Genomic DNA, 23,819 nt, shown 5'->3' on the forward strand with positions numbered 1-23,819 from the left:
ACTGCTGAGGACGCTCGCGGGCGGCCAAGTGCGGCAATCGGCGGCGATTGGCGTGCCCAGAGGCGGACTGAAGTGGCGGAGAGGGTGGGATTCGAACCCACGGTACGGTTGCCCGCACAACGGTTTTCGAGACCGCCCCGATCGACCACTCCGGCACCTCTCCAGTCGTGGCGCGTGCTTTACACGCCGCGATGGCTGGCGACAAGCCGTAAAATAGAGCCGCAGCACGGATTAGCGGTTGCTCCAGCACCCACTCTGAACTATAGGTGCGCCCGAAGGACACGCTGCCCTGCGTGCCCTTTCACCACGTGAGATCAAAATCAACAAAAAGCCGCCCCCTTGAGGCCGGTTCGAAGGACGACTGACATGTTTGCAATCATCAAGACTGGCGGACACCAGTTCCGTGTCGCCCAGGACGACGTCATCACCGTAAACCGTTTGTCCGGCGACGCCGGCTCCACGGTCGAGCTGGGTGAGGTCATCTTCCTGAACGACGGCGACAACTCCAGCTTCGGCGCGCCCTTCGTTGAAGGCGCGAAGGTCGTTGCGGAGATCGTCGAACATTCCCGCGGCAAGAAGGTCATCGCCTTCAAGAAGCGCCGGCGGCAGAATTCGAAGCGCAAGCGCGGCCATCGTCAGGAAGAGACGGTGATCCGCATCACGGATATCCTAGCGGCCGGTTCCGCGCCCAAGAAGCGCGCAACCAAGGCGAAGGCAAAGGACGAGGCGCCGGCTGAAGCCCAGGCGACCGACACCGCCACCGCCGAGTAAACCGTTAGAACACGAGAATAAGGACGTAAGATCATGGCACACAAAAAAGCTGGCGGTTCCTCGCGCAATGGTCGCGATTCAGCTGGTCGCCGTCTCGGCGTGAAGAAGTTTGGTGGCGAAGTGGTCGTGCCGGGCAACATCATTGCTCGTCAGCGCGGCACCAAGTGGCATCCCGGCGCCAATGTGGGCCTCGGCAAGGACCACACCCTTTTCGCCCTCGTGGACGGAACCGTTCAATTCCAGGCCAAAGCTGGCCGAACCTATGTAGCTGTCATTCCGGCCATGGCCGAAGCAGCGGAATAACCGGCAGGTTTAAGCGACCACCCGCCGGTTCTCGTCGAACCAGCGGGCCGGGTATCAGATCGGCAGGGGAGACGGGAAACGTCTCCCCTGTGTCGCATCTGGAGCCCGGGTCATGTTTGACCGTCTCGACGCCGCCTTCGCACTCGCCACCGACCGCTTCGTGCTGCGCCGTCCGCGCATGGACGACGCCCAGGTATTGGCCGCCCTCGCGAATGATCGGACCATCGCCGAGAACACCGCGACCATTCCGCATCCCTACGGGCTGAAAGATGCGGAGGATTACATCCAAAAAGCGCAGGTCACCACGACCGCCGCGCCTTTCGTGGTGATCCGGCGCGACGACCAGGCATTGATCGGGGCGGGTGCCATTGCCCTTCGGCCGCAGGATGAGGCACCGGAGATCGGCTACTGGATCGGCGAACCCTATCGCGGCCAGGGCGCGGCAACCGAAACCGCCCATGCGCTGGTCGATCTCGCCTTCGAGCAGCTGGCGTTGACGCGTCTGGTGGCGCGCTGCCGGGTGACCAATGTCGCCTCGCGCAACGTACTGGAAAAATGCGGCTTCCAGTGGTGCGGAACGGGGCTGGAAGGATCCGTCGGGTTCCGCGGTGCCTTCCCTGTCGACCGCTTCCGGCTGGAACGCGGCGTCTGGGCGAGTCTTCGCGCATGGCGCGCGGCTCGCACGGGTGCATATGATGAGGCGCTGCTAGTCGCCGCCAAGTAGCTGCGGCATCGCATTGTCGCGGGGCTTTCCTCAGGATAGGAAAGCCCCTGGCATACCGCTGTCGCGGCCCTAGGATTGTAACTCATGAAATTTCTGGATCAGGCCAAGGTCTACATCCGCTCTGGTGACGGAGGCGCAGGCTGCGTCTCCTTCCGCCGCGAGAAGTTCATCGAATTCGGCGGCCCCAATGGAGGGGACGGCGGACGCGGCGGAGACGTCTGGGCCGAATGCGTGGCCGGTCTCAACACGCTCATCGATTATCGCTACCAGCAGCACCACAAGGCCAGCCGCGGCCAGCACGGCATGGGTGCCAACCGCACCGGAGCCGGTGGCAAGGACATCGTCCTCAAGGTGCCGCAGGGAACCGAAATCCTCGATGAGGACGAGGAAACCGTCATCGCCGATCTCACCGAAATCGGCCAGCGGGTGCTGCTGGCCAAGGGCGGAAACGGCGGATTCGGCAACGCCCATTTCAAGACATCCACCAATCAGGCGCCGCGCCGCGCCAATCCCGGGCAGGAAGGCGAGGAGCGCTGGCTCTGGCTGCGGCTGAAGCTGATCGCCGACGCCGGTCTTGTCGGATTGCCCAATGCCGGCAAATCGACCTTCCTGGCGGCGGTCACCGCCGCCAAGCCCAAGATCGCCGACTATCCCTTCACCACGCTGCACCCGCAGCTCGGTGTCGTGAGGGTGGACCAGCGGGAGTTCGTGCTCGCTGACATTCCGGGCCTGATCGAGGGCGCGCATGAGGGTATCGGCCTCGGCGACCGGTTCCTCGGCCATGTGGAGCGCTGCCGGGTGCTGCTGCATCTGGTGGATGGAACCCAGGACGATGCCGGCAAGGCCTATAAGACCGTGCGCGATGAGATCGAAGCCTATGATCACGGCCTCGGCGAGAAGATCGAGATCGTCGCGCTCTCCAAGATCGACAGCCTCGACAAGGATGCCCGCAAGAAGCAGGTGAAGAAGCTGGCCAAGGCGTGTGGCCGGACGCCGCTCGAACTGTCCGCTCATTCCGGCGAGGGGGTGATTGAAGCGCTGCGGGAGATCATGAAGGTGATCGATGCCTCCCGCGCGCATGAGGCGGCTCCCGCCACGGAAGAGGTCGCCCCTTGGACACCGTGATCGAGGCCGCCGCGGCAACGCCTGTCCTTTCGCGCTTTCGCCGCATCGTCGTAAAGGTCGGATCGGCGCTTCTCGTCGATGCCGAGGCAAGCGCCGTTCGCCGTGTCTGGCTCGACGGCCTCGTCGATGACATGGCCCGACATGCGGCGCGCGGGGCCGATATCCTCGTGGTCTCCTCCGGCGCTATCGCTCTTGGGCGCAGCGTGCTCGGCCTTGGCCAGGGCGCTCTGAAGCTGGAGGAAAGCCAGGCCGCCGCCGCTGTCGGCCAGATCGCGCTCTCGCGCGCCTGGGCGGAAAGCTTCGGCCGGCATGGCCTCACCACGGGGCAGGTGCTCGTGACGCTGGGCGACACGGAAGAGCGCCGCCGTTATCTCAACGCGCGTGAGACCATCGGCAAGCTCCTGGAGCTGAAGGCCGTCCCCATCATCAACGAGAACGATACGGTGGCCACCAGCGAGATCCGCTATGGCGACAACGATCGGCTGGCGGCCCGCGTCGCCACCATGACCAGCGCAGACTGCCTGGTGCTTCTGTCGGATATCGATGGCCTTTACAGCGCGCCGCCGGCCCTCGATCCCAAGGCGGTGCATCTGCCGCTGGTGCCGCAGGTAACCCCCGAGATCGAAGCCATGGCGGGTGGCGCCGCGTCCATCCTGTCGCGCGGCGGCATGCGCACCAAAATCGATGCGGCCAAGATCGCCACCGCGGCGGGAACACATATGGTGATCACATCCGGCAGCAGGCCCACCCCGCTGTCGGCCATTGAAGTCGGCGAGCGCTGCACCTGGTTCCTCACCCCCGCGACCCCCCTGGGCTCACGCAAGCGCTGGATTGGCGGTTCGCTGGAGCCGCGCGGGCGTCTCCATCTCGATGCGGGCGCGGAGAAGGCGCTGCTCGCGGGTCGTTCACTTCTGCCGGCGGGCGTCACGCAGGTTGAAGGGAGCTTTTCCCGGGGCGACGCCGTCATGGTGGTGGCGCCTGATGGCCGTGTCCTTGGACGTGGTCTCGTCGCCTATGACTGGGACGACGCGGAACGCATCCGCGGCCATCGCACCAAGGACATCGAAGCCATCCTCGGCTATCGCGGACGCGACGAGATGATCCACCGGGATGATCTCGTGCTCGATCACCCCGGATCCTGAGAAAGAGTGTCCGGCGTCCACAGGGCCGCCCCGCCGACAATGTCCATCAGCTTCCGCGCATCCTTGGGCGCCGCAGTCTTCTGGTCATTGTCGAAATAGACGAAGACATCACGGCGCCCGCTGCGCCAGCGCCCGACGTCGTCGCCCCATTGCTTCAGTGTCTCGTCGCTGTAATGGCCATAATAGCGCCCGCCCGGCCCGTGCCCGCGCACATAGACGAAGCTCGCGGTGACCTCCCATGGCGCCGGCGCATCGGCGTGATCCGACAGGCAAAGCGCCACGTCGTGATCGCTCAGGAGATCGAAAACCTCGGCTTCGTACCAGCTTGGATGGCGAAACTCGAGGGTGAAGCGCTGACCCTTCGGCAGGGCGCCGAGAAACCGCGCCAGCCGCTCGCGATCAACCTTCATGCTGGGCGGCAGCTGAACGAGAATGGGTCCGAGCTTCTCCTTGAGATGTCCGGCGACGCCCATCATGCGTGACAGGGGCTCCTCCGGGTCCTTCAACCGTTTCAGGTGGGTAAGATAGCGTGACGCCTTCCAGGCGAACAGAAAGCCTTCCGGTGTTCCCTCGCGCCAGGCAGCGGCCGTCTGGGCCTTCGGCAGGCGGTAGAACGGATTATTGAGTTCCGTTGTGCTGAAGCACTGGCCATAATAGGCCAGAAAATCCTTCGTCGGCATCTTCTCCGGGTAGAAGAGGCCGCGCCATCCGGTGTAATGCCATCCGGAACATCCGATGCGGATCTGGGCCATGCTGTTCCTCCCTGGGCAGCCGGGCCGTTCGCGAGAACGAAAAAGCAAGTGCCATGGCTGTGTCTGTTGCTGCTCCTGTTAACGCCGCTGCCGCGAAAGCGTCGCATCCGGACGTTGCTTCTCTCATGACGCAGATCGGCCGGCGCGCCCGCGCCGCCGGCCGTATCCTGGCACTCAGCGCCGGCGGGACGCGTGACGATGCGCTTCGAGCCATGGCAGCCGCGGTCCGCGAGAGCAGCGAGGCAATCCTGACAGCCAATGCGCAGGACCTCACCGCCGCGCGCGAGGCGGGCCTCGGCCCTGCCTTGATCGACCGGCTGACCCTGACGCCCGGCCGGATCGACGGCATCGCAGCCGCCCTTGAGGAGATCGCCGCCCTGCCCGACCCCATCGGCGCCGTCATGGCCGCCTGGGAACGCCCCAACGGCCTCAAGATCGAGAGGGTTCGTGTTCCGCTCGGCGTCATCGGCGTGATCTATGAAAGCCGCCCCAATGTCACAGCCGACGCCGGTGCGCTCTGTCTGAAGGCCGGCAATGCCGTGGTGCTCAGGGGCGGATCCGACAGCTTCAATTCCTCCACTGCCATCCACGCCGCCCTGATGAAGGGCCTGCGCAGCGCGAGGCTGCCGGAGGATGCGATCCAATATGTGCCGACCCGCGACCGCGCCGCCGTGGGCGCCATGCTCGCCGGCCTCGAGGGCAATCTCGACGTGATCGTGCCGCGCGGCGGCAGGAGCCTTGTGGCACGGGTACAGAACGAAGCCCGGGTGCCCGTCTTCGCCCATCTCGACGGCAATGTGCACGTCTATGTCCACGGCCCCTGTGAGCTTGAGACCGCCAGAGGCGTGGTGATGAACGCGAAGCTGCGCCGCACCGGCATCTGTGGCGCTGCCGAAACCCTGCTGGTGGACCGCAAACTGGCGCCGACCCACCTCGCGCCGCTCGTCAAAGCGCTGCTGGACGCCGGCTGCGCCGTGCGCGGCGATGGCGATACGCAGCAGGTCGATCCCCGCGTGACGGCGGCGACGGAGGATGACTGGGCCACCGAATTCCTCGACGCCATCATCGCGGTGAAGGTGGTGGAAGGGCTCGATGACGCCATCCGGCACATCGAACGCTACGGCTCGCACCACACCGACGCCATCCTGACCGATGATGCCGAGGCGGCCGAACGTTTCCTGCGCGAGGTGGACAGCGCCATCGTCATGGTCAATGCCTCCACCCAGTTTGCTGACGGCGGCGAGTTTGGTTTCGGCGGCGAGATCGGGATTGCCACCGGCCGCTTCCATGCAAGAGGGCCGGTGGGCGTCGAGCAGCTCACCTCCTTCAACTACCGTGTGCGCGGTACGGGGCAGACCCGACCGTGACAGCTGACGCCTTGCCGCGCCTGCCACCCCACGCGCCCGGCATGGTGGTCGGTCTCTATGGCGGCTCCTTCAACCCGCCGCATGCAGGCCATCTCCATGTCAGCCGGCTGGCGCTCGCCCGGTTGGGCCTTGATCGGCTCTGGTGGCTGGTCACACCCGGAAATCCCCTGAAGGCGAGGAGCGAACTCTCTCCCCTCTCCGAGCGCATGGCCGCGGCCACCCGGCTCGCCACCGATCCGCGCATCGTCGTGACTGACATCGAGGCGCGCCTCGGCTTCACCTACAGCATCGATACCCTGGCATGGCTCAAGGCGAAGGCGGCGAGCGTACGCTTTGTCTGGATCATGGGGGCCGATAGCCTGGCGAGCTTCCACCGCTGGCGGCGCTGGCGCGCCATCATGGAGCAAGTGCCAATTGCGGTGATCGACCGCCCGGGCTGGACGCTGAAGGCAACCTCCGCCCCTGCAGCGCTCGCTATGGCACAGTACAGGCTGCCGGAGGCGGATGCACGCCTCCTCGCCGGGCTGCAGCCCCCCGCCTGGACCCTGATCCATGGCCCGCGTTCGCCTCTTTCTTCAACCGCTCTGCGTGCCAAGGCTGCGGCAGCGTCGAAGAAAGGTTGAAGACAGCGCTCTGAAATCTTACATTACTTGCATCGAAACACGGCAATCCCGCGCGTGTTCCGAAAGGCTGAACGAGGGCTGCGCCACTGTCTGCAACACCTTTGACGGAGTCGCCCAATCTCGCGGCTTCCCCCTCCACTCTTCCCAATGTGGAAGGTGAGGATTTTGTCAGGCTGATTCTGACCGCCTTGGAAGACGCCAAGGCCGAAGAGACCATACACATCGATCTCGCCGGAAAGTCGTCGCTTGCCGATGCCATGGTGGTCACGCAAGGCCGCTCGCACCGGCATGTGAACGCCATCGCCGACCGTCTCGTACAGGCTCTGAAAGATTCCGGGCACGGTCGTGCCCGCGTCGAGGGTCTGCCGGCCTGCGACTGGGTGCTGATCGATGCGGGCGATGTCATCGTCCATGTCTTCCGGCCGGAAGTGCGCGCCTTCTACAACCTCGAGAAGATCTGGTCGGCGGATCGTCCGGTCGAACGTCTCGTCGTCTAGGCGTCACGAGAGCCTATGAAAATTGTGCTTGCCGCCGTCGGGCGGTTGAAGGACGGCCCTGAGCGCGCGCTCGCCGACCGCTACATGGAGCGCGCATCGCAGGCCGGACGCGCGCTGGCGCTCGGCCCCATCACCACCGTTGAACTGCCGGAAAGCCGCGGCTCTCAGAGTGAGCAGCGCAAGCGCGAGGAAGCCGACGCGCTCTCCGCGCGCCTGCCCTCCTGCTACATCGCGCTGGATGAGCGCGGCCAGATGCTCGACAGTCCCGCTTTCGCCGAGGCCCTGCGGAATTTCCGGGACCGGGGGGAGGCAGCGCTCGGACTTGTGATCGGCGGCCCCGACGGCCTCGCAGTCTCGCTGCGCGACGGCGCTGCCTTGACCATTTCCTTTGGACGGCTCACTTGGCCGCATCAGATCGTCCGCATTCTTGCCGCAGAACAGCTTTATCGCGCTACGACGATCTTGTCCGGTCATCCCTATCATCGGGTCTGATCGCCATCGGCTGCATCAGGGTTGACGTTCCGTTAAGCCGGCTCAGTCTCAATGGGAGAAATGTCGCTGCGCTACGCCTTGGCCCTCCTTGCCGTGCTTGCGGCCGGACCTGCCTTCCCGCAGGAACCGGATGCGAAACCGCGCGCGCAGGAGCTCGACAGCGCCCGGGAACAGCTCGAACGCGCCCGCATCACCCAGGAAGCCCTGAAGCGCGAGATTGAGACGCTCAGAGGCGAACGGGGCAAGTTGAGCGCCGAGCTCATCGATACCGCCCAGACCATCCGGGAGACGGAACGGCGCCTGACCGAGAGCGAGGACCGCCTCGGCTCCATGACGGCCAGCGAGAAGGACGTGCGCGAGAATCTCGCATCCCGCCGCGATGTGCTGGCAACCCTTCTTGGCGCGCTGCAGCGGATGGGGCTGCAGCCGCCGCCGGCGCTTTTGGTGGAGCCGGCCGACGCCCTGACCGCGGTACGTTCGTCCATGCTTCTTGGCTCGGTGCTGCCGGAGCTGCGGATCGAGGCCGAGGCACTGTCCAGCGATCTTGCGGAACTCACCCGTGTGCGCCGGGAGATCGAGGCGGAGCGCACCGGCCTCGCCGACGAAAAAAAACGGCTGGATGACGCTCGCGTCCGCCTGTCGGCGCTGGTGGCGACGCGCCAGGCCATGCTGAGCGATCGCGAGCGGGAGCTCACGGTGGAAGAAAAGCGGACGGCCGAACTTGCCCGCGAGGTAAGCGATCTCGAAAGTTTGATAGCACGCATGGAAGCCGAGGTCGCTCCGGCGAAGCAGGCGGCGGAAGCGGCGGCGGCGGCGGAAAGTCCGACCGAACCGCCGCCCCCGAGCACCCAGCTTGCCGCGCTGGGCGATCCGGGCCGACTGGCGCCGGCGGTTGCTTTTGCCTCGGCGAAGGGCCTGCTGCCCTTGCCTGCGACGGGCACGCAGGTGAAAGGCTTCGGCGTGCCGGACGGCTTCGGCGGCACGACCAAGGGGCAGACGCGCGCCACGCGCGCGGGCGCCCAGGTCACCGCCCCCTGCGACGGCTGGGTAGTCTACGCCGGACCCTTCCGTTCCTATGGACAGCTCTTGATCCTGAACGCGGGTGGCGGATACCATGTGCTTCTAGCTGGCATGGAAAACATCACGGTGGAACTTGGGCAGTTTGTCTTGACGGGTGAGCCCGTTGCCCAGATGGGCCAGGGCGGAACGCAGGTCGCCTCCACCGAGCCGCTGGCGGCCGGCAAGCCCGTGCTCTACATTGAGTTCCGAAAAGATGGATCGTCGATCGATCCGGCCCCCTGGTGGGCGGCGGCCTCCAACGAAAAGGTGAGAAGCTGATGCGCAAGGCGTCTTTGGTTCTGGCGGGAGCGCTTCTCGGCGCAACTGCGATGGGCGTGGTCCAGCAGCACGGTCTGCTCGGAACCGCCGTGGCGGCGAGCGCCGACACCTACCGGTATCTGAACCTCTTCGGCGATGTGTTCGAGCGGGTGCGCTCCGAATATGTGGAAGCCCCTGAGGAACAGAAGCTGATCGATGCGGCCATCAATGGCATGCTGCAGTCGCTCGATCCCCATTCGGCCTATATGGATGCCTCGAAATATGAGGACCGGCAGGTCGATATCCGCGGCGAGTTCGGCGGCCTCGGCATCGAGGTCATGATGGAGAACAAGCTGGTGAAGGTCGTCGGCCCGATCGATGGCACGCCCGCCTCCCGCGCCGACATCCGCGCCGGCGACTTCATCGTCAAGATCGATGGCGAGGACGTCGAGGGCATGTCCCTTCAGGACGCGGTCAAGAAGATGCGCGGCCCGGTGAACACGCCGATCACCCTCACCATCAAGCGCGACAGCGCGGAGCCGATCGACATCAAGATCGTTCGCGACATCGTCAAGGTACGTGTTGTGCGCCATCGCGTCGAAGGCGACAACGTCGGCTATGTCCGCATTGCTTCCTTCTCCGAGCCGACCTTTGACAACATGCGTTCGGCCATCGAGGAGATCAAAAGCAAGGTCCCGGCCGACAAGCTGAAGGGCTATGTCGTCGACCTGCGCAACAATCCGGGCGGCCTGCTTGATCAGTCGGTGCAGGTGTCGGATGCCTTCCTCGAGCGCGGCGAAGTGGTCTCCCTGCGTGGCCGCAAGGCCGACGACGTGCAGCGTTTCAGCGCCCGGTCCGGTGACCTGACCGACGGCAAGCCGGTCATCGTGTTGACCAACGGCGGTTCGGCCTCCGCCTCCGAGATCGTTGCCGGCGCCCTCCAGGATCACCGCCGCGCCACGGTGCTCGGAACCCGCTCCTTCGGCAAGGGCTCGGTCCAGACGCTGACGCGCATGGGCAATCAGGGCGCTCTCAGCCTCACCACGGCCCGCTACTACACGCCCTGCGGGCGCTCCATCCAGGCCAAAGGCATCGAGCCGGACATCCTGCTGCTTCCCAACGTGCCGGAAGAGTTGAAGGACAAGGTCGACAGCAAGGGCGAGGCTGGCCTCGAGGGCCATCTGACCAATGAGGGCGGCGAGGAGCGTTCGGCCTCCTCCACCTACGTCCCACAGGAGGCGGCTGAGGACGTTCAGCTGCAACAGGCGCTCGCGCTCTTGCGCGGAGAGAAGACCGATGCGAACTTCCCTCCGAACAAGGATTCGATTCCGGCCGATTGCGGCATCAAGAGCCAGTCGGCCAAGGTTCCTGCGGACAACGCGGGCGGCGCGAAGAACTGAGCGGCACCAGCCAGGCCCGCTGAGCCTCGCCGCCGCGACAGCGGGCGGCGAGGCATGACGACCAACGAGCTATCGAGACCTCTCGGGACGGGCTCGCGCAAAGCGCGGGCCCTGCCGTCGATTCCGATCAGGAAACCGCTGATTTTTGTCGGGATCGCCGCTGTTGCCGGCCTCGGCGCGTGGATCATCCTGACCGAGGATCCGCTCGGCGGAGAGCCGCAGGCGGTCGCCACCATCATCCGCCGGACGACCCCGGTCGCGGCGGCGCCCAACCCCCAGGATCCCCCGCTTCCCATCGTCTCGACGCCAGGCGGCGGTCCCGTCGTCGGCCCCGGCAGCAGCAGCGCGGGATCGGCCAGTGGTGAGGTCGTGATTCGGCCGGTAGGGCCCGGCGACGCCGACGCCCCGGGCGCAGGCCCGGGCAGTGGCCCGATGGTGATCCGGGTGCCCGGAAGCCCCGGCAGCGATGCCGGAGGCGCCACCGTGCGCGATCCGGACCCCAAGCTCATCGAGCAGGTGGCGGGCCTGGACCTGCCCCGCGTGGGCGCCGACGGTACTCGGCCCATGACCGCCTATGCCCGCCCAAGCGCGGCCATGCTCGATCCGCGTCCCAAGGTGGCCCTGCTGATCGGCGGTCTCGGTGTGAGCGAAAACGTCACGGCGGAAGCCATCGCCAAGCTGCCGGCCGATATCTCCCTGGCGTTCGCCCCTTATGGCGAAGATCTGGAGCGCTGGAGCAGCAAGGCGCGCGGCGACGGCCACGAATATATGCTGCAGCTCCCCATGGAGCCGTTTGATTACCCCAACAATGATCCGGGCCCCCAGACGCTGCTGACCAGCGAACCCGACCCCGTCAACCTGGAGCGGCTGCGGTGGATCCTGGGCCGCATGCGCGGCTATGTCGGCGTCGCCAATTTCATGGGCGCGCGCTTTACCTCAAGCGAGGGTTCGCTGGCGCCCGTCATGACCGAGATCGGTCGCCGCGGCCTGATGTTCGTCGACGATGGCAGCTCGCCCCGCAGCCTCACCGAGACCCTTGCCGAAAAGACGGGCGCCACCGCACGGCGAGCGCGGGTGGTGATCGACAGCCAGACGACGCCGTCAGAGATCGATGCCGCCCTCGCCCGGCTGGAGGACATCGCCCGATCCGACGGCATGGCGATCGGCATCGGCTCCACGCTTCCCATCACCATCGACCGTGTCGCCGAATGGGCCAAGGGCCTCAACAGCCGTGGCTTTGTTCTGGTCCCGGTCAGCGCCATCGTCAATCACGACAAGCCGAGCTGACGGAAGTTCAATGACCAATCCCGAGAGCCTCCCTTACCGCCCCTGCGTCGGCATCATGCTGCTGAATGCCGAGAACAAGGTCTTCATCGGCCGCCGCGCCGATGCTCCCGACGATCCGGAGGGACCCGGCCAATGGTGGCAGATGCCGCAGGGCGGCATCGACGAGGGCGAGGATACCTGGCTGGCAGCGCTGCGCGAGTTACACGAGGAAACCAGCGTCAGATCGGTGGAGAAGCTCGCTGAGACCGATGGCTGGCTGACCTATGACTTCCCGCCCGGCGTCGTTGGACAGCGCTGGAAGAACGTTTTCCGCGGCCAGAAGCAGAAGTGGTATGCCGTGCGCCTCACCGGGCCCGAAAGCGAGATCGATGTGCTGACCCCCGGCGGCGGCGCTCACAAGGCTGAGTTCTCGGTCTGGCGCTGGGAAGACATGGACCGCGTGCCGGAGCTCATCATCCCCTTCAAGCGGGAGGTTTACCTCCAGGTGATCGATCGTTTTCGTCATCTGGTACAGGGTTGATATCGTCCTGCGCCGGGAGCTCGGATGCCGAGGGCGTTGGCGCGGCCTTGGACCCGCCTTTGAACAGCCGCTTCACGAAGACGAACGGCAGGAGAAGCAGTATCCAGAGCTTTTTGGCGAAAGCGAGTAGAACGGCTATCAGCCCCGTGGCGGCTTCCTTGCCGTACTTTACGCCTGTCAGTGCAGCTAGAACGCCTACCGCGCCGCCTGCGGCGATTTTATCGCCCGATGTAAACTCCGCGTAAGAGGTTCCTGGTTTCGAGGTGTAAAGTCTGAGCGCTTGATCGGCTAGGCTGCGCATGTCCAGCGCGGACGCGTTCATGTCGGCGGGGACAATCGAGAACTGAATGTAGCCGTGGCGGTCCAGAAGCCCGGCCCGAGCATTGATCACGCGCTCGCCGTCCCAGTCCATAATGAACGAGTAAAATAGGTAGCCTGCATCCTTATGAAGCGTCGGGCGTACCTGCCAGCCGATGGGGACGATCTCCTGGCCCAGACGTTCACCCTGCTTCCTGAGGCTCTCTGCGAGGCTGTTCCAGATCTCCTCAATGGCCTCAGCGGACGAGGCATCCCAGTCGCTCGTATCGATGTATCCATCGCCCATCGGCTTGGCGATGATAAGCGTATCGATTCCATCCGCCGGCACAAACACCAGCGCGTCGAGGGCAGCGCAGCCCGCAGGGTCGAAACCCCACTCTGTCGTCACAAAGGTGCAGCGCTCTTCGGCGTTAAGATAGAGAGCGCCGCCGGATGCTGGACGGATTTCGCCGCGTGATAAAGTCAGCGGCGCGGAAAAATTTATGGGGTTGTAGTTGACCTCCTGCGCGGCAACCAGAGCCGGCTCCGTCAGGAAAAAAGCCATCGAAATGGCAACGAGCGAGAAGTGCTCGAGCAAGAACCTACGCATGATTGCCCCCGCGTGATGCGCATAACCCCTGTCTGCCGATGATACGCGCAAGCGGTATGGTTGACGATAAGTTGATGCAAAAAAACCGCCCGGAGGCGGCCTTTTTTCGACACCAGACTTAATAGTTGCGAAGCTCAATGCGCGGCGGCAACCGTACCGCCCAACGCGCTCTGGATTTCACGCATGCGGTTGAGGCGCTCTTCCGCCTTGCGCCGGGTTTCCTCGGTCGAGGCATCGGCGACATCTTCCTCGGCGTTCTTGATCTCCTGGGCGATCCGGGCCGCGTCCAGCTCCTCGAAGGGAATGGCTTCCTCGGCAAGGATGGTCAGGCCCTTCTCTGGCGTCACCTCGGCAAAGCCGCCGCGCACGAAGAAACGCCGCTGCGGAGCCGTGCCTCCCTCCACCGTCACGATGCCCGGCTTCAGGGTCGAGATGAACGGCGCATGTCCGGCAAGAATCATGAACTCGCCTTCGCTGCCGGGCGCAATCACGCCCTCGACCTGGTCGGAAATCAGGAGTCGTTCGGGAGAGACGAGATCGAAGGGAAAGGCGACCATGAGAGACTATCCTCGGGAAAATCAGGCGCGGCCGCGGCCGGCAATGAAGCCGACGCCGAGGCCGACGATGGCGCCTATCACGGCAAAGATGCCGATGTGCGTCATCTGATCACTGGTCAGTTCACCGCCGCCCTGGGCGGTGCCGGTGCCGGTGACCTCTATGTTGACGCCGGGCAGCTTGATCTCGGCGCTTTCGGGACGCGTGACATAGCCCGCCAGCGCGCCGGCGACGAGACCCAGAATGAGGCAGATAACCTTGATGTTCATAATGGATCTCGTTTTGAGCGTAGCAGGTCTCAGGCGGCTTCAGCAGCCAGACGCTGGGCCTTCTCGACAGCCTCCTCGATGGAGCCGACCATGTAGAAGGCAGCTTCCGGCAGGTGATCGTACTTGCCTTCGGTCAGACCCTTGAAGCCCTTGATGGTGTCCTCAAGGCTGACGAGCTTGCCGGGCGAGCCGGTGAAGATTTCGGCCACGTGGAACGGCTGGCTAAGGAAGCGCTCGATCTTGCGGGCACGGGAGACGGCCAGCTTGTCCTCTTCCGACAGCTCGTCCATGCCCAGGATCGCGATGATGTCCTGGAGGGCCTTGTAGCGCTGCAGGATCTCCTGAACGCGGCGCGCCACGTTGTAGTGCTCTTCACCGAGGACGCGGGGGTCGAGCATGCGCGAGGTGGAGTCCAGCGGATCCACGGCCGGGTAGATGCCCTTCTCCGCGATCGAGCGCGACAGAACGGTGGTCGCGTCGAGATGAGCGAAGGATGCGGCCGGAGCCGGATCGGTCAGATCGTCGGCCGGCACGTAGATGGCCTGCACCGAGGTGATCGATCCCTTGGTGGTGGTGGTGATGCGCTCCTGCAGGGCGCCCATGTCCGTCGCCAGCGTCGGCTGATAGCCCACCGCGGAGGGGATGCGGCCGAGCAGAGCGGACACTTCAGAACCGGCCTGCGTGAAGCGGAAGATGTTGTCCACGAAGAACAGCACGTCCTGGCCCTTGTCGCGGAAGTCCTCCGCCACGGTCAGGCCAGTCAGTGCGACGCGGGCGCGTGCTCCGGGAGGCTCGTTCATCTGGCCGTAGACCAGGGCGCACTTGGAGCCCTCGCCACCGCCGAGCTTGTTCACGTTGGATTCGATCATCTCGTGGTAGAGATCGTTGCCCTCGCGGGTGCGCTCACCGACGCCGGCGAACACGGAGTAACCGCCGTGCGCCTTCGCGACGTTGTTGATGAGCTCCATGATCAGAACCGTCTTGCCGACGCCTGCACCGCCGAACAGTCCGATCTTGCCGCCCTTTGCGTAAGGGGCCAGCAGATCCACCACCTTGATGCCGGTGACGAGGATCTCGGCTTCCGTTGCCTGTTCGGCATAGGAGGGAGCCGGCTGATGGATCGCGCGGCGGGTTTCGAACTGCACCGGACCGGCTTCGTCGACCGGCTCACCGATGACGTTCATGATGCGGCCGAGGGTGCCGTCACCCACCGGAACCAGGATTGGCTCACCAGTGTCGGTCACGGGCTGGCCGCGCACGAGACCTTCGGTGGAGTCCATGGCGATGGTGCGCACGGTGGATTCACCGAGATGCTGGGCCACTTCAAGCACAAGGCGGTTGCCTTGGTTGTCGACCTCAAGCGCGTTGAGGATCTCGGGCAGGTGACCGTCGAACTGAACGTCGACGACAGCGCCGATGATCTGGGCCACGCGGCCGGTCTTGGTAGAGGTGGTTGCGGCGGGGGTCTTCGCCATGGTGTCTTTCTCCGTGGCCGCTCAGAGCGCTTCCGCGCCCGAGATGATCTCGATGAGTTCTTTGGTGATCTGCGCCTGGCGCGTCCGGTTGTAGTTCAGCGTAAGCTTCCGGATCATATCGCCGGCGTTGCGGGTCGCATTGTCCATGGCGCTCATGCGCGCACCCTGCTCGGACGCCGCATTTTCAAGAAGCGCCTTGAACACTTGCACCGCGACATTGCGGGGCAGGAGTTCGGCGAGGATCTCGCTTTCCTCAGGCTCGTATTCATACGGCGCGGACGGACCTTCCACCTCAGCGGGAATGCTGGCGGGGATGATCTGCTGCGCTGTCGGGATCTGCTGGATGACGGAGCGGAACCGGGCGAAGAACAGCGTCGCGACGTCGAACTCTCCCTGCTCGAACAGCTCGAGCACCTTGTCGGTGATCGTTTCTGCTTCGCTGTAGCCGACCTGCTTGACGTGCTTCAGGTCGACAACCTCGATGATGCGGCTGCCGAACTGCCGGCGCAGGATGTCATATCCCTTGCGGCCGACGCAGAGGATCTTGACCTCTTTGCCTTCGGCGATCAGCCGGTTGGCATGGTCGCGGGCAAGGCGGGCGATGGACGAGTTGAACGCACCGCAGAGGCCGCGCTCGGCCGTTGCGACAACCAGGAGATGGACCTGATCCTTGCCGGTGCCGCCGAGGAGCCGGGGCGCATCGGGCGTCCCGGCGATGGCGGTCGCCAGGTTCGCAAGAACCTGCTCGACACGTTCGGCGTAGGGACGCGCGGCTTCCGCCCGGGTCTGGGCGCGACGCAGCTTCGCCGCGGCGACCATCTGCATCGCCTTGGTGATCTTCTGCGTCGCCTTGACCGAGGCGATCCGGTTGCGAAGTTCCTTGAGACTGGCCATGGAGCGCGCCCGTCAGACCATCAAGCGAAGGTCTTGACGAAGGCCTCGATGGCAGCCGTCAGCTTCTTGCGGCTGTCGTCGGAAAGCTCCTTCGACGTGCGGATAGTGTCCAGCAGTTCCTGGTGCTGGCCATGAAGATGACCGAGAAGGCCTTCTTCAAAGCTGCGAACCTTGGAGACCGGCAGGTTGTCGAGATAGCCCGAGGTGCCTGCGAAGATCACCGCGACCTGCTCTTCCACCTTCAGCGGCGAGAACTGCGGCTGCTTCAGGAGTTCCGTGAGGCGAGCGCCACGGTTCAGGAGCTTCTGCGTGGAGGCATCGAGATCCGAACCGAACTGCGCGAAGGCGGCCATCTCGCGATACTGGGCGAGCTCACCCTTGATCTTGCCGGCAACCTGCTTCATCGCCTTGATCTGGGCCGAGGAGCCCACGCGGCTGACGGAGAGGCCGACGTTCACGGCCGGGCGGACACCCTGGTAGAACAGATCGGTTTCAAGGAAGATCTGGCCGTCGGTGATCGAGATCACATTGGTCGGGATGTAGGCCGACACGTCGTTGGCCTGGGTCTCGATGACGGGCAGCGCGGTAAGCGAACCGGAGCCGTTCTCGTCGTTGAGCTTTGCGGCGCGCTCCAGCAGGCGGGAGTGCAGATAGAACACGTCGCCCGGATAAGCTTCACGGCCGGGCGGACGACGCAACAGCAGCGACATCTGGCGGTAAGCCACGGCCTGCTTGGACAGATCATCATAAACGATCAGGGCATGCATGCCGTTGTCGCGGAAGTACTCGCCCATGGCGCAGCCGGCGAAGGGTGCCAGATACTGCATGGGAGCGGGATCGGACGCCGTGGCGGCGATCACGATTGAATATTCCAGCGCGCCGTTCTCTTCCAGGGTCTTCACGAACTGCGCGACCGTGGAGCGCTTCTGACCGATGGCCACGTAGACGCAGTAGAGCTTGGCCTTCTCGTCACCGGAAGCATTGATCGACTTCTGGTTCAGGATGGCATCCAGCGCCACGGCGGTCTTGCCGGTCTGGCGGTCGCCGATGATCAGCTCGCGCTGGCCGCGGCCGATCGGGATCAGGGCATCGATGGCCTTGAGGCCGGTCTGCATGGGTTCATGCACCGACTTGCGCGGGATGATGCCCGGGGCCTTGACGTCGACGCGGCGACGCTCGGCGCTCTCGATCGGGCCCTTGCCGTCGATCGGGTTGCCGAGGGCGTCGACGACGCGGCCGAGCAGGCCCTTGCCGACAGGCACGTCCACGATGGCGCCGGTGCGCTTGACGGTGTCGCCTTCCTTGATGTCGCGGTCGGAACCGAACACCACGACACCCACGTTGTCGCTCTCAAGGTTGAGAGCCATGCCGCGGATGCCACCGGGGAATTCGACCATCTCGCCGGCCATGACCTGATCCAGGCCATAAACGCGGGCGATACCGTCACCGATGGACAGAACCTGTCCGACTTCGGAGACCTCAGCCTCCTGACCGAAATTCTTGATCTGATCCTTCAGGATCGCAGTGATCTCGGCGGCGCGAATGTCCATCAGCCGACCTCTTTCATGGCAAGTTTGATTGAATTGAGCTTGGTACGCAGCGATGCATCGACCATGCGGCTGCCGACTTTCACGATGATGCCGCCAAGGATCGACGGATCGACCGTCACGTTCATGTTGACGTCCTTGCCGACACTCTCGGCGAGCGCGGCACGCACGGCAGCAAGCTTGTCGTCCGCCAGGGGCCCGGCCACCGTCACCTGGGCGGTCACCTCACCGCGCGACTGCGCGACCAGCTGGCGATAGCCCCGGATCACGCTCGGCAGAGCGAACAGCCGGCGGTTCTGAGCGATGAGGCGAAGGAAATTTCCGGTCAGGCCGGTGATGCCTGCCTTGTCGAGGATGGCACCGATGGCCCGCAACTGATCGTCTGACGAGAAAACCGGGCTTTCGACGAGGCGCCGGAGATCGGCGCTATCGGCCATCATAGCCTCGAAACGGGTAAGATCGGCACCGATCGCATCGACGGCATTTGCTTCTTCGGCGAGGCTGAACAGCGCTGTCGCGTAGCGCCCTGCCATGCCGCTTACAGTAAGATCGTCGTCCGCCACTCGCCTGTCTCTCGCGATCCGTTAGGCCAAGGAAAGAACGTCGCGGATTTCCCGCGTTCAAGCCCTTGGCGAAATACGTGGAATGCGCCGTTATCCGGCCGGCCCGCCGAACGCCCCCGTTCACGAGCCGGGCGTTGACTAACACAGCTTAACAATGGGTGCAACAGACCTTGAAGCATGTGGAATGGTTGATTTTTGCGGGCCTTGCGCATGAGGCGCGTCACAGGAAATTCAACGGGTCGATGTCCACAGTCACCGTGGTGTTTCCTGAAGGCTGCGGCGCCTCGGCCAACCACTGCCTGACGTAGCCAGACAGATCGAAGCCGCGCGGCGCCTTGACCGTCAGCCGCATCCGGTGCCGCCCGCGCAGCAGCGCGATCGCCGCTTCCGCGGGTCCAAGAATGCGCAGGTCGTCCGCCCGTGGCGCAGCCTGCGCCAGGCGGCGCGCGAAATGTTCGGCCGCCGGACGTTCCGCCGCCGAGACCACGAGACTGGCGATGCGCCCGAAGGGCGGCAGGCCCGCCGCCTCGCGCGTTTCCATTTCGGTTTCATAGAAGCCCGCGCGCTCGCCGGAGACGATGGCTTTCATCACCGGGTGCCGCGCGTCGAAGCTCTGCAGCACCGCGCGGCCGGCGACGGCGCCGCGGCCGGCCCGCCCCGTCACCTGGTCCAGCACCTGAAAGGTACGTTCCGCCGCACGCGGATCGGCCGTGCCGAGACCGAGATCGGCGTCGACCACGCCGACCAGCGCCAGGCCCGGAAAATTGTGGCCTTTCGTGACGAGCTGCGTGCCGATCACCAGATCGACCTGTCCCTCGGCGATCGTTTTCAGTTCGGCGCGAAGCTGATCGACCCCATGCATGAGATCGCTCGACAGGACCGAAAGCCGCGCCTCCGGAAACACCGCCCGCACCTCATCGGCCAGTCGCTCGACGCCCGGCCCCACCGGCGCAAGCTTGTCGGGCGTGTGGCAGGAGGGGCATTCCCTCGGAATGGGCTCGTTGTGGCCACAGTGGTGGCATGCGAGCTGACCGCGGTAGCGATGCTCCACCAGCCAGGCGGAGCAGTTGGGGCATTGCAGTCGATGCCCGCAGGCCCGACACAGCGTCAGCGGCGCATAGCCGCGCCGGTTCAGGAACAAGAGGGCCTGGTGGCCGGCGTCCAGCGTGGAACGCACCGCCCCCTCCAGATCGGGGCCGATGAAGCGGCCTCGCTGCGGTGGGCGGGCGACCATATCGGCGACCGCGATGGTGGGCAGCGCACGGGAGCCGAAGCGCTCCGGCAGCAGGAGGTGGTCGTAACGGCCACGGGCAGCGTTGGCGCGTGTTTCGAGCGAGGGTGTCGCCGACACCAATGCGATCGGGCAGGCGGCAAGGGTTGCGCGCACAACCGCCATGTCCCGTGCGTGATAGATCGGCATCTCCTCCTGCTTGAAGGCCGGGTCGTGCTCCTCATCCACGACGATGAGGCCGAGGTCCCGGAACGGCAGAAAAAGCGCCGACCGCGCGCCCACCACGACCTTGGCCTCTCCCCTGGCCACCGCTTCCCAGGTCTTGGCACGCTGCTTCGACGGCACGGTGGAATGCCAGGCCGCAGGCTCCGCCCCGAACCTGGCGGCGAAGCGTTCGATGACCGCGCCGGTCAGCGCGATTTCCGGTAGCATCACCAGGGCTTGCCGCCCGAGCCGGAGCGCCTCGGCCACGGCCTCAAGATAAACCTCGGTCTTACCTGAGCCGGTGACACCCTCCACAAGCGTGGCGGAAAAAGTCCGTGATCGCACCTTCTCGATCAGGGCCGTGGCAGCCGCCTGCTGCTGGTCCGAGAGCACCGGCGGGTGGTGATCTGGATCAAGAGATGGCAGCGGCTCCGGGGGAAGTTCCAGCCGCTCCAGCGCGCCTTCCCTCAAAAGCCCATCGACGACGCCGGAGGACACACCCGCCGCGGCCGCAAGCGAGGCTTTGCTCATCTGCGCCGATGCTGCCAGCACGGACAGCACCTTTTCCCGGGCCGGCGTCATCCGCCCGGGGCTGCGGCCGGTGGGCTGCAGGACGACACGCGGCGCCTCCTCGACCGGATTGCCGCCGCGCGCCGCCATGCGCAGCACGATACCGCGCGGATTGAGCGTGTAGGCCGCCACCCAGTCCACGAACTGGATCAACTGTTCGGGCAAGGCGGTGCGATCCAGCTTGTCGATGATGTTCTTCAGCCGCGCTGGAGGAACGTCCTCCCCCGCGCCGCTCCAGACCACGCCGACCGCCTCCCGCCGCCCCAGCGGAACGTGCACGACATCGCCGGGGGCCACCTCCATGCCCTCGGGCACGCCATAGGTGAAGGCCCGGTCGAGCGCGACGGGGAGGAGGACTTGAGCGGTGTGGCGGATCATGCGGGCGTGTGGCAGACGGCTTCGATGTTGTGTCCATCAAGGTCGAGGACGAAGGCGGCATAATAATGCGGGTGATACTGCGGGCGAAGGCCTGGCGCACCATTATCTGTCGCACCTGCGGCAACGGCGGCCGCATGGAAGCCATCCACCTGTGCCCGGTTCTGTGCCGCGAACGCAATGTGCATGAAGGGTCTCGTCCGGCCCTCCGCTCCGATCCAGAAGAGCGGCTCGCCGTCTCGTCCAAAACCCGCCGCCGCGTGCAGGCTGATGTTGTCCTTGGCCGCGATTTCCGTCATCAGACGAATGCCGAGCGGAGCGAGCGCGGCGGTGTAGAAGGCCTTCGAGCGCTCATAGTCCGCAACGCCGAAGCCCATGTGATCGATGATCATGTGCAAGTTCCTTCTTGCGCCTGAAATAATGCTGGCCCATGACGGCGGGAAACACCATGGAAGGAAGCGTGGCAAATGAAGTTCTTCGTTGATACTGCCGACATCGGCGAGATCAAGGCCTTGGCCGAACTGGGCCTTCTCGACGGCGTGACCACCAATCCCTCGCTGATTCTCAAGGCCAATCGGCCGATGCGCGAGATCATCGCTGAGATCTGTGACGTGGTGGACGGCCCTGTTTCCGCGGAGGTCGCCGCAGTGGATGCCGACGGCATGATCGCCGAAGGACGCCACCTCGCCAAGATCGCCAGCAATGTCACCGTGAAGGTTCCCCTCACCTGGGACGGCCTCAAGGCCTGCCGGACACTCACCGGCGAGGGAACCATGGTCAACGTGACGCTCTGCTTTTCCGCCAATCAGGCGCTCCTTGCCGCCAAGGCCGGCGCCACCTTCATCTCCCCGTTCATCGGCCGCCTCGACGATCTTGGCGTCGACGGCATGGATCTGATCCGCGAGATCCGGGTGATCTACGACAACTACGACTTCAAAACGGAGATCCTGGCCGCCTCTATCCGCTCGGCCAATCACGTGAAGCTTGCCGCGCTTATCGGCGCCGATGTCGCCACCGTGCCGCCCTCGGTCCTGAAGAGCCTGGTACAGCACCAGCTCACCGACAAGGGCCTTGAGACCTTCGTCGCCGATTGGAAGAAGACCGGCCAAAGCATCCTGTGAAAGGTGAGACCCCATGATCCTCGAACACGCCATTCTCCGCATCAAACCGGGCGAAGAGCAGAATTTTGAAGCCGCCTTCCCCGAGGCCATCACGCACATCTCGGCCAGCGAGGGCTTCCACGGCCTGGAACTGCGGCCATCCGTGGAGCGCGCCTCGACCTACCACCTGATCGTGCGCTGGCGCAGCCTCGACGATCACACCGTCGGCTTCCGCGAATCCGAGCTCTTCGCCAAGTGGCGCGGCGTCATCGGGCCATTCTTCGCAAGCCCGCCCGAGGTCGAGCACTTCGCCGAGCCGGTCGCGGCCAAGGGCTGATGACCGCCGAGGAGATCATCTCCTGTCTGGACCTCCGCCCTCACCCCGAGGGCGGCTGGTTCCGCGAAACCTTTCGTGACAACGCACACGGCCCTGAGCGCGGCCACAGCACGGCAATCTACTTTCTCCTGAAGAAGGGCGAGCGCTCGCATTGGCATCGCGTCCGGGACGCCAGCGAGACATGGCATCACTACGCCGGCGCGCCCTTGATCCTTTCCCTGTTCCAGGACGGTGACCGGGCGCCTCGCACGCTAACCTTAAGCGCCGATCTTCTGGCCGGCCATGAACCGCAGGCGGTGGTCCCACCGGACTGCTGGCAGGCGGCCGAAACGCTGGGCGACTGGACGCTGGTCGGCTGCACGGTGGCGCCCGGCTTCTCCTTCGAGGCCTTTGAGCTCGCGCCTCCCGGCTGGTCGCCGATCCCATAAGACCATCGCAAAGCAATCTTAACCATGCCGTCCGCACTCTCGTTGGCATGAACGCTTCCGTCCCCGATCTCGGTCCTGTCTTTCCCATCGCGCCGGATGTGCGCGCGGCCTATGCGGCTTGGCTCGGTTATCTCACGGACGAACGCCGCGTCGCGGCAAAGACCGTGGAAGCCTATGGGCGCGACATGCGCTTCGTGCTGGGCTTCCTGTGTCAGCACCTGGGCTCTGCTCCATCGCTGCAAGAGATCGCCAGGCTTGCTCCGCGCGACATCAGGGCCTATCTGGCCGCGCGCCGCACCGAGGGCCTGACCAGCCGCTCGCTGATGCGGGCTCTCGCCGCCTTCCGGTCTTTTGCCCGCTACGTCGATCCCAAGGGCATCGGATTGTCCGCCGCCCTCGCAGCTGTCCGTGCGCCCAAGGTCGCGCGAAGCCTGCCGAAACCCGTGGCACCTCTGCCCGCCCGTGCCATGACCGATCCTGAAACCCGCGCCGGCGAGGCCCGCGAACCCTGGGTGCTTGCGCGGGACGCGGCGGTGCTGGCCTTGCTCTACGGATGCGGGTTGCGGATTTCCGAGGCTCTGTCCCTCACCCGTCGGGAGGCGCCCCAGGCGGGGCGCGCCATGACCATCACCGGCAAGGGCGGCAAGCAGCGCAGCCTGCCGGTGATAGCTCCTGTCGCCCAGGCGGTGGAGGCCTATTTGTCCCTCTGCCCCTGGAACCTGCCCCCGGACGGCCCGCTGTTCGTGGGGGCCAAGGGCGGCCCCTTGTCGCCGCGGATCGTCCAGCGTGCCATGGAGGGGCTGCGTGGAGCACTGGGTCTTCCCGAGACCGCAACGCCCCATGCCCTGCGCCATTCCTTCGCGACACATCTCCTGTCGCGCGGTGGCGACCTGCGCAGCATTCAGGAACTTCTTGGCCACGCCAGCCTGTCGACGACCCAGATCTACACCGAAGTGGATTCCGCCCGGCTCATGGCCATTCATGCCGCCAGCCATCCCCGCGCGAGATTGTGAAGCGCTGCTGCAAAAATGCGGGCGGATGTCC

27 protein-coding genes and 1 tRNA gene are annotated in these 23,819 nt (G+C 65.1%); 17 read left to right on the forward strand and 11 right to left on the reverse strand.

The genetic code is table 11. From position 1 onward, the window contains the following. Nucleotides 1-73 precede the first annotated feature (73 nt). A tRNA-Ser gene (locus IEV58_RS00005) sits at nucleotides 74-163 on the reverse strand. A gap of 203 nt (nucleotides 164-366) precedes the next feature. On the opposite strand from IEV58_RS00005, the gene rplU reads away from it, so the two are divergent. The 5 genes from rplU to proB all read left to right on the forward strand — a co-directional run bounded on the left by rplU (nucleotide 367) and on the right by proB (nucleotide 4,065). Continuing rightward, a complete protein-coding gene (gene rplU, locus IEV58_RS00010; RefSeq protein WP_188407636.1) occupies nucleotides 367-771 on the forward strand; it encodes a 50S ribosomal protein L21 in 405 nt (134 codons plus the stop codon). A 33-nt stretch (nucleotides 772-804) separates the two neighbouring features. Then, on the forward strand, nucleotides 805-1,074 hold the full coding sequence (gene rpmA / locus IEV58_RS00015) for a 50S ribosomal protein L27 (protein WP_188407637.1): 270 nt from the start codon (nucleotides 805-807) through the stop codon (nucleotides 1,072-1,074). Nucleotides 1,075-1,186: 112 nt separating this feature from the next. After that, the gene (locus IEV58_RS00020) at nucleotides 1,187-1,798 is read left to right on the forward strand and encodes a GNAT family N-acetyltransferase (protein WP_188407638.1); all 612 of its coding nucleotides are present in this window, start codon (nucleotides 1,187-1,189) and stop codon (nucleotides 1,796-1,798) included. A gap of 84 nt (nucleotides 1,799-1,882) precedes the next feature. Next, the gene (gene obgE, locus IEV58_RS00025) at nucleotides 1,883-2,923 is read left to right on the forward strand and encodes a GTPase ObgE (RefSeq protein WP_188407639.1); all 1,041 of its coding nucleotides are present in this window, start codon (nucleotides 1,883-1,885) and stop codon (nucleotides 2,921-2,923) included. Then, entirely contained in the window at nucleotides 2,920-4,065 is a 1,146-nt protein-coding gene (gene proB / locus IEV58_RS00030; protein WP_229729233.1) for a glutamate 5-kinase, read from the forward strand. Before obgE ends, proB begins: the two co-directional genes overlap by 4 nt. On the opposite strand, the gene IEV58_RS00035 is transcribed toward proB, so the two are convergent. Continuing rightward, nucleotides 4,050-4,817, reverse strand: coding sequence for a DUF72 domain-containing protein (locus IEV58_RS00035; RefSeq protein ID WP_188407641.1), 768 nt, complete (start codon nucleotides 4,815-4,817; stop codon nucleotides 4,050-4,052). The genes proB and IEV58_RS00035 overlap by 16 nt on opposite strands. 125 nt (nucleotides 4,818-4,942) lie before the next feature. On the opposite strand from IEV58_RS00035, the gene IEV58_RS00040 reads away from it, so the two are divergent. The 8 genes from IEV58_RS00040 (at nucleotide 4,943) to IEV58_RS00075 (ending at nucleotide 12,320) form a co-directional block, all read left to right on the forward strand. After that, entirely contained in the window at nucleotides 4,943-6,184 is a 1,242-nt protein-coding gene (locus tag IEV58_RS00040) for a glutamate-5-semialdehyde dehydrogenase (RefSeq protein ID WP_229729077.1), read from the forward strand. A gap of 41 nt (nucleotides 6,185-6,225) precedes the next feature. After that, on the forward strand, nucleotides 6,226-6,807 hold the full coding sequence (locus tag IEV58_RS00045; protein ID WP_188409011.1) for a nicotinate-nucleotide adenylyltransferase: 582 nt from the start codon (nucleotides 6,226-6,228) through the stop codon (nucleotides 6,805-6,807). Between the two features lie 101 nt (nucleotides 6,808-6,908). Next, complete coding sequence (gene rsfS / locus IEV58_RS00050) at nucleotides 6,909-7,304, forward strand: ribosome silencing factor (RefSeq protein ID WP_229729078.1); 396 nt, start codon at nucleotides 6,909-6,911, stop codon at nucleotides 7,302-7,304. 15 nt (nucleotides 7,305-7,319) lie between these two features. After that, on the forward strand, nucleotides 7,320-7,796 hold the full coding sequence (gene rlmH, locus IEV58_RS00055; protein ID WP_188407643.1) for a 23S rRNA (pseudouridine(1915)-N(3))-methyltransferase RlmH: 477 nt from the start codon (nucleotides 7,320-7,322) through the stop codon (nucleotides 7,794-7,796). A 60-nt stretch (nucleotides 7,797-7,856) separates the two neighbouring features. After that, nucleotides 7,857-9,134 carry a murein hydrolase activator EnvC family protein gene (locus IEV58_RS00060; protein ID WP_229729079.1) on the forward strand — a complete coding sequence of 426 codons (1,278 nt, stop codon included), beginning with the start codon at nucleotides 7,857-7,859 and terminating at the stop codon, nucleotides 9,132-9,134. After that, nucleotides 9,134-10,513 carry a S41 family peptidase gene (locus tag IEV58_RS00065; RefSeq protein WP_229729080.1) on the forward strand — a complete coding sequence of 460 codons (1,380 nt, stop codon included), beginning with the start codon at nucleotides 9,134-9,136 and terminating at the stop codon, nucleotides 10,511-10,513. The genes IEV58_RS00060 and IEV58_RS00065 overlap by 1 nt, the downstream gene beginning before the upstream one ends. A 54-nt stretch (nucleotides 10,514-10,567) precedes the next feature. Then, nucleotides 10,568-11,800 (forward strand): divergent polysaccharide deacetylase family protein, encoded by a 1,233-nt coding sequence (locus IEV58_RS00070; RefSeq protein ID WP_188407645.1) that lies wholly within the window; start codon nucleotides 10,568-10,570, stop codon nucleotides 11,798-11,800. Between the two features lie 10 nt (nucleotides 11,801-11,810). Then, the gene (locus IEV58_RS00075) at nucleotides 11,811-12,320 is read left to right on the forward strand and encodes an RNA pyrophosphohydrolase (protein WP_188407646.1); all 510 of its coding nucleotides are present in this window, start codon (nucleotides 11,811-11,813) and stop codon (nucleotides 12,318-12,320) included. Here IEV58_RS00075 and IEV58_RS00080 read toward each other — a convergent pair. The 9 genes from IEV58_RS00080 to IEV58_RS00120 form a co-directional block, all read right to left on the reverse strand. Continuing rightward, entirely contained in the window at nucleotides 12,262-13,227 is a 966-nt protein-coding gene (locus IEV58_RS00080) for a DUF2167 domain-containing protein (RefSeq protein WP_188407647.1), read from the reverse strand. The two genes, IEV58_RS00075 and IEV58_RS00080, sit on opposite strands and share 59 nt — an antisense overlap. A 134-nt stretch (nucleotides 13,228-13,361) precedes the next feature. Then, the gene (locus IEV58_RS00085; RefSeq protein ID WP_188407648.1) at nucleotides 13,362-13,784 is read right to left on the reverse strand and encodes a F0F1 ATP synthase subunit epsilon; all 423 of its coding nucleotides are present in this window, start codon (nucleotides 13,782-13,784) and stop codon (nucleotides 13,362-13,364) included. A 21-nt stretch (nucleotides 13,785-13,805) separates the two neighbouring features. After that, nucleotides 13,806-14,051: a hypothetical protein gene (locus IEV58_RS00090; RefSeq protein WP_188407649.1), complete on the reverse strand. Its 246-nt coding sequence runs from the start codon at nucleotides 14,049-14,051 to the stop codon at nucleotides 13,806-13,808. Between the two features lie 29 nt (nucleotides 14,052-14,080). Next, on the reverse strand, nucleotides 14,081-15,526 hold the full coding sequence (gene atpD / locus IEV58_RS00095; protein ID WP_188407650.1) for a F0F1 ATP synthase subunit beta: 1,446 nt from the start codon (nucleotides 15,524-15,526) through the stop codon (nucleotides 14,081-14,083). Nucleotides 15,527-15,547: 21 nt separating this feature from the next. Then, a complete protein-coding gene (locus tag IEV58_RS00100; RefSeq protein ID WP_188407651.1) occupies nucleotides 15,548-16,420 on the reverse strand; it encodes a F0F1 ATP synthase subunit gamma in 873 nt (290 codons plus the stop codon). Between the two features lie 20 nt (nucleotides 16,421-16,440). Continuing rightward, entirely contained in the window at nucleotides 16,441-17,970 is a 1,530-nt protein-coding gene (atpA, locus tag IEV58_RS00105) for a F0F1 ATP synthase subunit alpha (protein WP_188407652.1), read from the reverse strand. Beyond that, a complete protein-coding gene (locus IEV58_RS00110; protein WP_188407653.1) occupies nucleotides 17,970-18,530 on the reverse strand; it encodes a F0F1 ATP synthase subunit delta in 561 nt (186 codons plus the stop codon). The genes atpA and IEV58_RS00110 overlap by 1 nt, the downstream gene beginning before the upstream one ends. A 220-nt stretch (nucleotides 18,531-18,750) precedes the next feature. Continuing rightward, the gene (locus tag IEV58_RS00115; protein WP_188407654.1) at nucleotides 18,751-20,913 is read right to left on the reverse strand and encodes a primosomal protein N'; all 2,163 of its coding nucleotides are present in this window, start codon (nucleotides 20,911-20,913) and stop codon (nucleotides 18,751-18,753) included. Then, entirely contained in the window at nucleotides 20,910-21,302 is a 393-nt protein-coding gene (locus tag IEV58_RS00120; protein WP_308790690.1) for a VOC family protein, read from the reverse strand. The genes IEV58_RS00115 and IEV58_RS00120 overlap by 4 nt, the downstream gene beginning before the upstream one ends. Nucleotides 21,303-21,377: 75 nt before the next feature. Between IEV58_RS00120 and fsa the strand changes: the two genes are divergently transcribed. From fsa to IEV58_RS00140, 4 genes are read left to right on the forward strand one after another with little or no spacing between them, the layout of a single operon-like run. Further along, nucleotides 21,378-22,031 carry a fructose-6-phosphate aldolase gene (fsa, locus tag IEV58_RS00125; protein ID WP_188407655.1) on the forward strand — a complete coding sequence of 218 codons (654 nt, stop codon included), beginning with the start codon at nucleotides 21,378-21,380 and terminating at the stop codon, nucleotides 22,029-22,031. 13 nt (nucleotides 22,032-22,044) lie between these two features. Next, nucleotides 22,045-22,347, forward strand: a complete 303-nt coding sequence (locus IEV58_RS00130) for an antibiotic biosynthesis monooxygenase family protein (RefSeq protein ID WP_188407656.1) — start codon at nucleotides 22,045-22,047, stop codon at nucleotides 22,345-22,347. After that, nucleotides 22,347-22,775, forward strand: coding sequence for a cupin domain-containing protein (locus IEV58_RS00135; protein WP_188407657.1), 429 nt, complete (start codon nucleotides 22,347-22,349; stop codon nucleotides 22,773-22,775). Before IEV58_RS00130 ends, IEV58_RS00135 begins: the two co-directional genes overlap by 1 nt. Before the next feature lie 47 nt (nucleotides 22,776-22,822). Further along, complete coding sequence (locus tag IEV58_RS00140; RefSeq protein WP_188407658.1) at nucleotides 22,823-23,788, forward strand: tyrosine recombinase XerC; 966 nt, start codon at nucleotides 22,823-22,825, stop codon at nucleotides 23,786-23,788. The last annotated feature ends 31 nt before the right edge of the window (nucleotides 23,789-23,819 follow it).

The sequence above is a fragment of the Agaricicola taiwanensis genome, assembly GCF_014635245.1.
In the GTDB taxonomy this organism is placed as follows: Bacteria; Pseudomonadota; Alphaproteobacteria; order Rhizobiales; family Methylopilaceae; genus Agaricicola; species Agaricicola taiwanensis.